Genomic DNA, 12,206 nt, shown 5'->3' on the forward strand with positions numbered 1-12,206 from the left:
TTTATTTTTAAAGATTTACATTACACTTATTTTGAAGAACTAGCAGCAATCTCATCCTTTACCTTGATTTCAGCTGCAGTTTTTAATCTTACCTGAGGCTCTTTTGGAAGACCAAATTTAGGTATAAACCTATCTAAACCTGTTAAAGTAAGTAATAGTATTGATCCTACTGCTACGAATGCCATTACGTTGTATTTTATAATATCAAGAGCTTGGAATTCGTGTAGAGGGTAAATAGCTGATAATATACCAACATAGAAGCCGATATAAACGTGCCAAGGAATTAATTGAGAACCAAATACCCCTAAAGCATCGGAGAATGTAGCATTTCTTAAACGAAGCTTGTACATATCTTCTTCTGAACCTTCTACATTTTCTTCAACTAAGTTCTTAATGATTGGTCCAACTGTAACAATCTGTGCCATCTCATCAGATAGCATGGCATTTCCTGCTAAGGAAAGAACACCGTTCCAGAACATTAATTGTCTTACGTTTCTAGATATTCTTCTTACAAGATTTGATAAAGGAGCAAAGGCATTCATCTTCGCCATTACACCACCAAAGGCACCAACCCACATCATCATTACTATAACCCAGGAACCTGCATCAGCAAACCCTGACTGCATTAATTCTAAGTAAGGAGTTATACCTTCAACTGTTCCAGCAAAAGTACCGAAAATGTAAGAGGAAGCAAGTCCAATAAATAGACATACTAGTGTAGGAACTCCCATTACAGCTGCTACTATAACAACAATTAAAGGAATTACCATGAAGTAAGGTACTCCACTTTGGACTTGGTTTAAAAGCTCAATAGCAGCTGGTCTTTTCTCTTCAAGAGCAGCCCAAGCTTCAGGTGGAATAGCCTCGATAGCAGCAGAAGCATTTGCTACGTCTGTAGGTAGTTTAAAGTACAGACTTATACCAAAGATAATTATAGCAGTTAAAATTAAACAGCTAATAGACCACACACCTTGAGTTCTGATTCTGTCAATAACTTCAACCTTTTGAATACCTGAACTTACTACAGTTGTGTCTGAAATAAGACCAATGTTATCACCAAAACAAGCACCACCAGCTATTGCGGCTGTAGTTAATAGTAAGTGTCCTCCAACTATGTGGTTTAACCATATAAAGATTGGAGCACAGGCTGCGAAGGTTCCCCAAGAAGTTCCTGTTGCGACAGAAAGAATAGCTGTTACTAAGAAGCCGCAAACAGCTACTGTTCTCGCATTTAATCCAAGGGAAAGAGCAATATTAACGATGGAAGCTCCAACACCTGTAGACATAAATGCATTTGCCATTGCATAGGCAAACATTAGGATAAAAAATACAAGAATGAGATCTTTGCAGTTATCAATAGCTGCCGTAAGTAAATCGTTGAACTTGATTTTTTCAGTTAAATAAGCTACAACGAAGGCAAAAAGTGTTGCGATTGGGGCTGCTGTTAAAACATCAACCTTCATCATCATTAATCCAGCCAGAACAAAAATTGGCGTGAATTTAAAAAATCCTTTTGCAATATCCATTTAATTTCCCCCTTATTTTGTAGAATTTGGTCAAAATGTAATGTATTTTTTTCTACACTATTAGTTTAAAACGTTTGCAATAAAAAAGCAAGTATTTTCAGAAAATATTTTATAGTCGGAATAGTGGTATAAAGGGAGGCGAGTCGAAAGTTAAAATATGAAAAAACCATGAGTAAATACACCCATGGTCATTAAGTTTCACTATGCTATTTCTTGTGATTCAGTACATTCTTTTTTTACTTGAAGATCTTTTTTTAATTTTACTTTTGGTTCTCTTGGTAATCCAAAGTTAGGAATAAATCTATCCCATCCTGTCAGGGTAAGAATTAACAGAGAACCAACAGTAACGAAGGCCATTACATTAAACTTAATAATATCTAATGTAGCAAACTCATATAGAGGATATACAGAGCTTAAAATTCCTATGTAGAAGCCCATGTATACATGCCAAGGAATCAATTGAGAGCCAAATACTCCAAGAGCGCTTGAAAAGGTTGCATTTCTAATTCTTAGCTTAGTAAGATCTTCATCACTACCTTCAACATTCTTATCAACTAATTCTTTAATAATTGGTCCGATGGTAACAATTTGAGCCATTTCGTCAGATAAAGCCGCATTACCACCAATTGATAGAAGACCATTCCAGAACATTAACTGGCGTACATTCTTGGATATCTTAAGAACAAAATTAGATAAAGGCTCGAAGGCATTCATTCTAGACATTATACCTCCGAAGGCTCCAAACCACATCATCATTACAATTACCCAAGATCCAGCTTCAGAGAATCCATCTTCAGTAAGGCTTAAGAAAGCTCCTAATCCACTGATTGTCCCTGCAAAACTTCCAAAAATAAAGGAAGAAGCAAGTCCAACAAATAAACACACTAATGTAGGCAATCCTGAAACTGCACATCCAATTACAAGTACTAAAGGCAGAACCATATAAAAAGGTACACCTTCTTTTACCTGGTTAAGAAGTTCAACTGCAGCAGGTCTTTCAGCTTCTAAGGCAGACCATGCTTCAGATGGTATAGCATCGATGGCAAGAGCAGTGTCAGTAACTTGTGTTGGCAGATTCATAGATACACTTATTCCATATATAATGATTGCAGAAACTGCAAGGCATCCTACAGACCAAACTACTTGTGATTTAACCCTATCTAATACTTCAACCTTTTGAATACCGGAACTTACAACAGTTGTGTCTGAAATAAGACCAATATTATCACCAAAACATGCTCCTCCAGCAATAGATGCAGCAGTTAAAAGAATATTTCCACCTAAAATATGATTTAACCATAGAAAAATAGGAGCACAGGCTGCAAATGTTCCCCATGAAGTTCCTGTAGCAACGGATAAAATACCAGTAACTAAGAACCCACAAACAGCCACTGTTCTAGCGTTTACCCCAATTGAAAGGGCAATGTTTACGATTGAAGCACCAACACCTGTTGCCATGAAGGCATTAGCCATTGCATATGCAAACATTAAAATGAAGAATACGAGAATTAATTCTTTAACGTTATCTGTAGCAGCGTCCATTAAATCATTGAAGGTCAGCTTTTCAGTTAAGCTGGCAATAACAAAAGCAACCAAAGTTGCGATCGGTGCTGCGATAAGAACATTCATATCCATCATAATTAATCCTGCAAGAATGAAAATTGGTACAAACTTTAAAAAACCTTTAAAAAAACTCATGTTAATCCCCCTTGTAGTTATGTTTTAAAGTTTTTAGAACACTATTAGTGTAAAACGTTTTCAAACAAATTTCAAGTATTTTCAGAAAAAAATGTTAAACAATTAACTTATTTTTCGAAAAATTATTTAAATTATCTATTTAGAAGGTAAAAATCCGTTTATATGTCAAAATATGCAATTAAAAAGGCTGGAATTCTTATGAACTCCAGCCAAAGTAATTATTTCTTTTTTAATTTCACCTTAGGTTCTTTTGGTAAACCAAATTTAGGAATTAATCTATCAAGTCCCGTTAAAGTTAATATTAAAAGTGAACCAACAGTAACGAAGGCCATAACGTTATACTTAATAATATCTATTGCTTCAAACTTGAATAGTGGATATACAGAAGTTAAAATTCCTATATAAAATCCCATATAAACGTGCCAAGGAATAAGTTGGGAACCAAACACACCTAAAGTACTAGAGAATGTGGCATTTCTAATACGAAGTGTTTCAATGTCTTCTTCAGAACCATAAACACTTTTTTCTACAAGTTCCTTTATTATGGGGCCAATAGTAACTATTTGAGCCATCTCATCAGATAGGGCTGCATTTCCACCTATTGAAAGGATACCATTCCAAAACATAAGCTGTCTAACATTCCTTGAAATTTTAAGGATTAGCTTTGAAAGCGGTTCAAAAGCATTCATTTTAGACATTATCCCTCCAAAGGCTCCAAACCACATCATCATAACAATTACCCATGAACCAGCTTCAGAGAAACCGTCTTGAGTTAATTGAAGGAAGGCAGCTAAACTTTCAACTGTTCCAGCAAAAGTTCCAAGAAGAAAAGAAGAAACAAGTCCTAGAAATAAACAAACCAAGGTAGGAAGGCCGGCAATAGCACAGCCAATGACAAGAAATAAAGGAAGTACCATATAGTAGGGTACACCTATCTTAACTTGATTAAGAAGTTCAATAGCTGCTGGTCTTTTAGCTTCTAAGGCAGTCCAAGCTTCAGCTGGTATGGCATCAATGGCTTCTTTTGCATTTGCAACTTCCATTGGAAGATTCATTGCAATACTGATTCCATAAATTATTACGGCAGAAATTATAAGACATCCAACAGACCAAACTATTTGATATTTAACTCTTTTTAATACATCTACCTTTTGAATACCAGAGCTTACTACAGTGGTATCCGATATAAGTCCAATATTATCACCGAAACATGCTCCACCTGCAATTGAGGCAGCAGTTAGAAGAATATTACCTCCAAGAATGTGATTCAACCATAAAAATATAGGAGCACATGCAGCAAAGGTACCCCATGAGGTTCCTGTAGCTACAGATAGTATACTTGTTACTAAGAAGCCGCAAACAGCAACTGTACGAGCTGTTACACCTATGGATAGAGCAATATTAACGATTGAAGCACCAACACCTGTTGCCATGAAGGCATTAGCCATTGCATATGCAAACATTAGAATGAAGAAAACAATTATTAACTCTTTTACACTATTAGTAGCAGCATCAATTAATTCATTGAAGGTTAGCTTTTCCGTTAAAGAGGCAATAATAAAGGCAAGTAATGTAGCAATTGGTGCAGCAATTAATACATCCATGCCAGTCATAATTAAAAATGCCAGAATAAATATTGGCACAAATTTCAAAAATCCTTTAATAAAGTTCATGTTAATCCCCCTTGAAGTAGCACATAAAAGATTTTTTTATCTTATGTAAGTAATATAGAGCAATAACTTGTCTACTTTTGTATTTTAAGTTTAAAGCCTTTTATGCAAAATATCAAGTAATTTTATAAAATATTTAATTTAAAATGAAAAAACAGTAAAAATAAGCAGGAGTAAAGGTTATATGCTAAAAAATTCTACTGAAATTTGAGAAATTATTAGTTTAAGGTTGTATAAATATTCAAAGAACGTGAAATAAAAAAGGAACTGTTTGAACAGTTCCTTAAATTAATTAATAGTCAGATGAAGAATCTTTTAAATTTTCAACAATAGCTATTGAAGCACTGGCACCAATTCTATTTGCTCCAGCATTAATCATTGCCATTGCATCTTCAGTAGTACGAACACCACCTGAAGCTTTAACACCCATAGTTGGTCCGACAACTTTTCTCATTAAGGCTATATCAGCTGCAGTTGCTCCACCAGTGCTAAAACCAGTTGAAGTTTTAACGAAATCAGCTCCAGCTTCTTGAGAAAGCTCACAAGCTTTTATGATTTCCTCTTCTGTTAATAAGCAGTTTTCTAAGATTACCTTTACGATAGCTTTTCCTTTTGCAGTGTTTACAACTTCTTTAATATCGTTTTTAACGAAGTCGTAATCTTTATCCTTTAAAGCACCAACATTAATAACCATATCTATTTCATTAGCTCCAAGCTCTATTGCTCTTGCAGTTTCAAAAGCCTTAGCTTTAGTATCCATAGCTCCAAGAGGGAAGCCAACAACTGTACAAACTAAAACCTCAGAACCTTTTAATTCCTTAGCAACTAGTTCTGTATAGCAAGAGTTTACACAGACTGATTTAAATTTATATTCTTTAGCCTCACTACAAATTTTTATTACTTGATCCTTTGTAGTATCTGCCTTTAAAATTGTGTGATCGATCATAGATGCGATATTCATAATTATTCCTCCTACATATATGAGAATAATCTTATATAGATTAACACTCAAAATTTTATGTATTAAATTTTATTGAAAGCTGTTAAGCTTTTTTACCATTTTAAATTCGTACTTGTCTTTATGCTTGTTAAGTTTTCCGCTTAATTTATAAGAAACCATCATTGCGATAAGACCAACAAGAATAGAATAAACCTCATAGTTTGCTAATTGCATTTTGCTGAAAATGAAAATTGATAAGGCTAATGCGATAACTGTAACTATAGTAGGGAAACCATATGCCCAGAAAGTCATATTTTTAAAAGTTTTGCTGTCCATTTCAACTAAAACTTTTTCACCAACTGAAGCTCCCTCAGAATTTTTAAGGTCTACTATTATGGTATCCTTAGGACAGCCAGATTTGCAGGAGGAGCATCCACCGCCACAACCACCTTTTTTTACAAAGGCAACTTTAGCTATATCTCCGTCAATTCTTTTAATTATTCCTTGTTCTTCCATGATAACACCTCCAAAAAGTAAATAAAGAAGGCTTTTAGCCTTCTTTATTATATCACAGTTCATTTATAAATTGAACTAATAGTAGTATTATTTATTTTCTTCAGTAGCAGCAGGTGCTGAAGCTTCTGTTTTAACTTCTGCTTTAGCAGGAACCGCTTCTTTCTTAAGAACTGGTTTTCTAAGGTTTAATATTGAGTTCTTTGGACATTTGTTAGCACAAATTCCGCAGTTAACACATTTGCTGTAATCAAATACTGGAATGTTATTAACTATTTCAATGGCATCCTTTGGACAGTTCTTCATGCAGATTCCGCATCCGATACATCCAACGTCACAAGCGCTCATAACTTCTTTACCTTTTTCTTTATTGTTACATTCGATTCTTACCTTAGTTTTCTTAGGAACTAAGTGTATGATTTCTTTAGGACATACAGCTGTACAAGCAGCGCAGGCAACACATTTTTCTTCGTCAACTACAGCAACACCATTTACAACATGGATTGCGTCAAATTCACAAGCTTTAACACAAGAACCAAGTCCTAAACATCCATTTCCACAAGTTTTTGAACCGCCGCCTGGAGCTACTGCTGCATGGTTACAATCTAAGATTCCGATGTAGTTATATTTTTCTTTTGCTACATCAGGAGTTCCTTTACATCTAACGAAAGCTGTCATTGGTTCACCAACTGATGCTTCAACTCCTAAGATTTCAGAGATTTTAGATACTGCAGCAGCACCACCTGGAGCACATTTGTTAGTAGGGGCAGTTCCCATTACTACAGCTTCAGCGTAAGCGTCACATCCAGCAAATCCACATCCACCACAGTTTGCACCAGGAAGACATTCTCTTACTAGAGGAATTCTTTCGTCAACTTCAACTTTAAATTTACTGTTTGCATATCCTAGTAGGGCTCCAAAGACTAATCCAAGTCCACCAAGGCTTACTACAGGAGCAACTAAACTTTGTAATTCCATTTATTTTACCTCCTTATACTAAACCAGCGAAGCCATAGAAAGCAATCGCCATAAGTCCAGCAGTTATTAAAGATATTGGTAATCCTTTGAAACATGCTGGCATGTCAGTGTTATCTTCCATTCTTTCTCTAAGTCCTGCAAGGATAACAATAGCAAGCACGTATCCACCAGCAGCTCCAAGAGTATTAGCTAAAGATTGAGCTAAGTTATATCCTTTATCGATATTTGTTGTTGCTATACCAAGAACGGCACAGTTAGTAGTGATAAGAGGTAAGAAGATACCAAGAGATCTATAAAGACCTGGCTGAATCTTTTTAATAACTATCTCAACGAATTGAACTAGGGCAGCTATAACAAGGATAAATGTTAAAGTTGATAGATATCCTAGGTCAAATGGTATAAGGATTAACTTGTTTACTACGAAAGTAATAAGAGTAGCAAGTAACATTACGAAGGTAACTGCAGCTCCCATACCCTTAGCAGTCTCAGTTTTTTGAGAAACTCCAAGGAAGGAACAAATACCTAAGAATTGCCCTAATATTACGTTGTTAACAAGAAGGGCACCTATAAATATTGTAAATAATTCTTTCATTAATTTTCACCTTCCTTATTTTGTTTCTTTAGCTTTTTTAGCTTTATTAATTTTAATTTGATTAAATCCAGCTAAAAGAACTCCAAGTGTCATGAATGCTCCAGGAGCAGCTGTCATTATCATTGCTGGAACATAAGAGTTTGGTAATACTTGGAATCCGTAGAATGTTCCTGCTCCAATTACTTCTCTGAATGTAGCAAGTAAAACTATAGCAGCACCAAATCCAAGTCCCATACCTATAGCATCAAAGATAGAAGGTAAAACACTATTTTTTGAAGCATAAGCTTCAGCTCTTCCAAGAATAACACAGTTAACAACGATTAGAGGAAGGAATATTCCAAGAGATGTATATAAGTCTGGAATATAAGCTTCTAATAAGAACTGTATTAATGTAACGAATGTAGCAATAACTACGATGAAAGCAGGAATTCTGATTTTATCAGGTACAAGCTTTCTGATTAAAGATATAACGGCGTTTGAACCGATTAAAACTAATGTAGCAGCAAATGCCATACCTACAGCATTGTTTACACTTCCTGTAACAGCAAGAGTAGGACACATAGCTAGTACTTGTATAAATACTGGGTTCTCGGTAATGATACCGGTTTTTAATCTATCAACTAACTCTTTCATTCTACTTTGCTCCTTTCAAGTTTGTGTTGAAGAAATCTACAGCACTGTTTACTCCTGCAACTACAGCTTTAGAAGTAATAGTAGCACCTGTAATAGCATTGATGTCAGTAACAGCAATTTCACTTTCTGTAGATAAACCTTTGAATGACTCAGCGAAAGCAGGGTCATCTTGAGAGTTTGCTCCAAGGCCAGGTGTTTCGTTCTGTTTGTGAACTTTGATTCCTGAAATAGTACCATCTGCAGTAATTCCAACTAAAGTTTCTAAAGCGCCTTCATAACCTTCAGATGTTACGTTTAGAACATATCCACCGTTGTCAGCTTCAAAGATTGCAAGTACTGCATCAGAAGGAGCAGCAGTTGATGCTGTAAAGCTTCCAGCTTCTAATACTTCAGTAAGCATTGGAGAATTTTCATCAAGTGGAGCTTCTGTAGCAACTTCGTTTCCAAGAATTTCAGTATTGTAGAATTCTATTACATTGTTAACAGCTGTGTTAACAGCACCAGAAGAAATTGTTGCTCCAGATATAGCTGTTATATCAGAACCTAAAGCAAGTTTGCCTTCTGCAGGCTTTCCAGCGTATTGAGCACCGAATGTTGGGTCATCTTTAATTTTTGAACCAAGACCAGGAGTCTCAGAAAGACTTAATACTTCGATTCCAGATACTTTAGAATCAGCATCGATACCTACTAGCATCATGATTTCTCCGCCGTATCCAGAAGTTTTAACTTTAAATACATATCCAGAAGTTTTTCCACTAGTTTTAGCTTCATAAGACTCTAAAATATTATCGTTAGACTTTCCTTCGATAAGTGTGAATTCTTCACCTTGCTCTAAAACAACTCTCATAGCAGCAGCTTGCTCTTCAGCTTTTCTAGAGGCTATCGGAGCTCTTGTTACATCATAAGCAAAGGCTAGGATAAGACCAGCAATAGCAGTGATAACTAAAAGAGTTGCACCTAATTTTAAATTTTCTTTCATTATTTTGCACCTCCGAATACACGTGGACTTGTCCATTTGTCTATCATTGGAACTAATAAGTTCATGATAAGGATTGAGTAAGAAACACCTTCAGCATATCCGCCATATAAACGAATAAGTGTTGTTAAGAATCCACAACCAACACCGAAGATAATTTGTCCTTTTTGTGTCATTGGAGTAGTAGTGTAGTCTGTAGCCATGAAAATAGCTCCAAGCATTAATCCACCGATTAGGATTTCATATAATCCGTTACCTGTGAAGAAACCATCTCTACCAAGTACAGTTGTTAAAACAAATACAGTACCAATGTAAGTAGCTGGTATGTGCCAAGTGATTACTTTTCTATAAAGCAGGTAAGCTCCACCGATAAGTAGTGCTATGGCAGATACCTCACCGATACATCCTGGGATGTTACCAATGAATACGTCCATTGTGCTTGGAAGAATTCCACTTCCACCTTTTAATATTCCAAGAGGAGTAGCTTTTGTTACTGCATCCATAGTCCAAGTAGTCATTGCAGTTGGATATGCAGCAAGTAGGAACGCTCTAGCAGCTAAAGCTGGGTTCACTATGTTTTGGCCAAGTCCTCCGAAGAAACACTTAACAACGATTATTGCAAATGCACTACCTACAGCTACCATCCATAGTGGAAGAGTAGTAGGTACGTTATAAGCAATTAAAAGACCAGTTACAGCAGCACTTAAATTCCAAAGAGTATTTGGTCTTTTAGTAATTTTATTGAATAAGAACTCACTTAGCATTGCAGAAGCAACTGCAGTGATCATTATTAGGGCTGCTGAGAAACCGAAGAAATAAATACCAGCAAGACCAGCAGGTACTAATGCTATAAGAACGTCTCTCATAATTGTAGATACCGTTTCTTTAGCCTTTATATGTGGCGATACGGATACGTTAAATAAATTCTCTGACATTATGTTCACCTCTACTTATTGTTTTTTCTAGCTAAAACTTGCTTTTTGCCTTCTTTACAACTTTGAGTTAAGTTTCTCTTAGAAGGACAAGAGAAGCTACAAGCTCCACATTCTATACAGCTAGTTCCGTTTAATTTCTCAAAACTATCATAATCTCTTCTTAAAACTAAAGAGTTAAGCTTGTATGGTAATAAGAACATTGGACATGCATTTACGCATTTTCCACATCTTATACAGTTTTGCTCTTCAGAAATAGCAGCTTCAGCGCTAGATAAGCATAGAACACCAGATGTACCTTTTGTTGCAGGTATATCTAAAGAGAATAGTGCAGTACCCATTAGAGGTCCACCACTTATAACCTTTACAGGGTTCTCTTTAAAACCACCACAATGATCAACAAGTTCTTGTAAGCTTGTACCAAGTTTAACAAGGATGTTCTTTGGATTTGCAACTGCTCCTCCAGTAACCGTTACTATTCTATCAGTAAGAGGTTTACCATCAATAACAGCTTTTTTAATAGCAACAACTGTAGCTACATTTTGAACGATACATCCAACATCAGCTGGTAATTTTCCTGTTGGTACTTCTCTTTTTGTAACAGAATAAATTAACTGTTTTTCAGCACCTTGTGGGTACTTAGTTTTAAGCTCTGCAACTTCAATATTTTGGATTGGCTCAAGCATTGCCTTCATGATTGTAATTGCATCAGCTTTGTTGTTTTCGATTCCTAAGTATATTTTTGCATTAGGATACATGTGTGCTAAAATTTCTAAACCTTCAGTAACATCTTTAGAATACTGAAGCATTAATTGATGGTCACATGTTAAGTATGGCTCACACTCAGCAGCGTTAACGATGATTGTATCAATGTTACACTCTTTTGGTGGGTTTAGTTTAACGTGAGTAGGGAAGCAAGCTCCACCTAAACCAACAATTCCAGCACCTTTTATAATTTCCAACAATTCTGAGTTTGATAAGTTTTTGAAGTTCTCATGTGGTGTTGGTGCCACCTCTTCATAGTTGTTGTCGTTTTCGATGATGACGCTCATCACCTTTGTACCACCAGCAGTAAGCATTGGTGTTACATTTTTTACTGTCCCAGAAACACTTGAGTATACATTTGATGAAACATGAGAAGATGCTTCACCGATTAATTGACCAACTAGAACTTTGTCACCTTTTTTAACAACCGGTGTACAAGGAGCTCCTATATGTTGACTCATAGGGAAAACTAAATCGCCCTTTGGGAGATAAGCTTCAATTTCTTTGTGCTCTGAAAGGTGTTTTCCGTGAGGCGGATGAATGCCTCGCTTAAATGTTAATAGTCCCATAATATTCCTCCATTCCTATAGTATAAATTAATAAGACATTGTATTAATGACACCTATAGTACAACGTCTATTATACAACTAAAACTTTTATGGTGCAATATGTTCCACTGTTATACATGGCTAATATGACAAAATATTAACACCATTAGGTGTAAATAAAACACATATATAATAGGAAGGGATTTTTAAAATTAAAAATTTTTCAGTAATTATTGAAGTTGATTAGATAAATTATTCCTTGGAAAAATATATCGAATTATAGAATGTTGTAAAGTAATTTATCGAATTATGTAAAGGGAAAAAAGTAAATGAAAAATGGAATACAGGGGAATTTCATATTAAATTTTTATTTAACTGATTAATTTAATAAAAATATTATGCTACACTAGAATTTTATTTTGCTGTTGTAATAAT

Annotated in this window: 11 protein-coding genes; all 11 read right to left on the minus strand. The window is 35.4% G+C overall.

The window, feature by feature from the left end; all coding sequences use genetic code 11:
• Positions 1-26: 26 nt before the first annotated feature.
• Positions 27-1,526, minus strand: coding sequence for a Na+/H+ antiporter NhaC family protein (locus BN1075_RS14740; protein ID WP_040193974.1), 1,500 nt, complete (start codon positions 1,524-1,526; stop codon positions 27-29).
• A gap of 201 nt (positions 1,527-1,727) precedes the next feature.
• Positions 1,728-3,224, minus strand: coding sequence for a Na+/H+ antiporter NhaC family protein (locus BN1075_RS14745; protein WP_040193975.1), 1,497 nt, complete (start codon positions 3,222-3,224; stop codon positions 1,728-1,730).
• 218 nt (positions 3,225-3,442) lie between these two features.
• Positions 3,443-4,897, minus strand: coding sequence for a Na+/H+ antiporter NhaC family protein (locus BN1075_RS14750; protein WP_040193977.1), 1,455 nt, complete (start codon positions 4,895-4,897; stop codon positions 3,443-3,445).
• 289 nt (positions 4,898-5,186) lie between these two features.
• Positions 5,187-5,855, minus strand: a complete 669-nt coding sequence (deoC, locus tag BN1075_RS14755; RefSeq protein ID WP_040193978.1) for a deoxyribose-phosphate aldolase — start codon at positions 5,853-5,855, stop codon at positions 5,187-5,189.
• 69 nt (positions 5,856-5,924) lie between these two features.
• Positions 5,925-6,350, minus strand: a complete 426-nt coding sequence (locus tag BN1075_RS14760) for a SoxR reducing system RseC family protein (RefSeq protein WP_040193979.1) — start codon at positions 6,348-6,350, stop codon at positions 5,925-5,927.
• A gap of 87 nt (positions 6,351-6,437) precedes the next feature.
• On the minus strand, positions 6,438-7,325 hold the full coding sequence (locus BN1075_RS14765; RefSeq protein ID WP_040193980.1) for an RnfABCDGE type electron transport complex subunit B: 888 nt from the start codon (positions 7,323-7,325) through the stop codon (positions 6,438-6,440).
• 13 nt (positions 7,326-7,338) lie between these two features.
• Positions 7,339-7,917, minus strand: coding sequence for an electron transport complex protein RnfA (locus BN1075_RS14770; RefSeq protein WP_040193981.1), 579 nt, complete (start codon positions 7,915-7,917; stop codon positions 7,339-7,341).
• Between the two features lie 15 nt (positions 7,918-7,932).
• The gene (rsxE, locus tag BN1075_RS14775) at positions 7,933-8,550 is read right to left on the minus strand and encodes an electron transport complex subunit RsxE (RefSeq protein ID WP_040193983.1); all 618 of its coding nucleotides are present in this window, start codon (positions 8,548-8,550) and stop codon (positions 7,933-7,935) included.
• Between the two features lies 1 nt (position 8,551).
• Entirely contained in the window at positions 8,552-9,529 is a 978-nt protein-coding gene (locus BN1075_RS20840; protein ID WP_052406568.1) for an RnfABCDGE type electron transport complex subunit G, read from the minus strand.
• On the minus strand, positions 9,529-10,461 hold the full coding sequence (locus tag BN1075_RS14790; RefSeq protein WP_040193985.1) for an RnfABCDGE type electron transport complex subunit D: 933 nt from the start codon (positions 10,459-10,461) through the stop codon (positions 9,529-9,531). The genes BN1075_RS20840 and BN1075_RS14790 overlap by 1 nt, the downstream gene beginning before the upstream one ends.
• An 11-nt stretch (positions 10,462-10,472) precedes the next feature.
• On the minus strand, positions 10,473-11,792 hold the full coding sequence (gene rsxC, locus BN1075_RS14795; RefSeq protein ID WP_040193986.1) for an electron transport complex subunit RsxC: 1,320 nt from the start codon (positions 11,790-11,792) through the stop codon (positions 10,473-10,475).
• Positions 11,793-12,206: the final 414 nt, after the last annotated feature.

It is taken from the genome of Clostridium culturomicium (assembly GCF_000821305.1).
GTDB lineage: Bacteria > Bacillota > Clostridia > Clostridiales > Clostridiaceae > Clostridium_J > Clostridium_J culturomicium.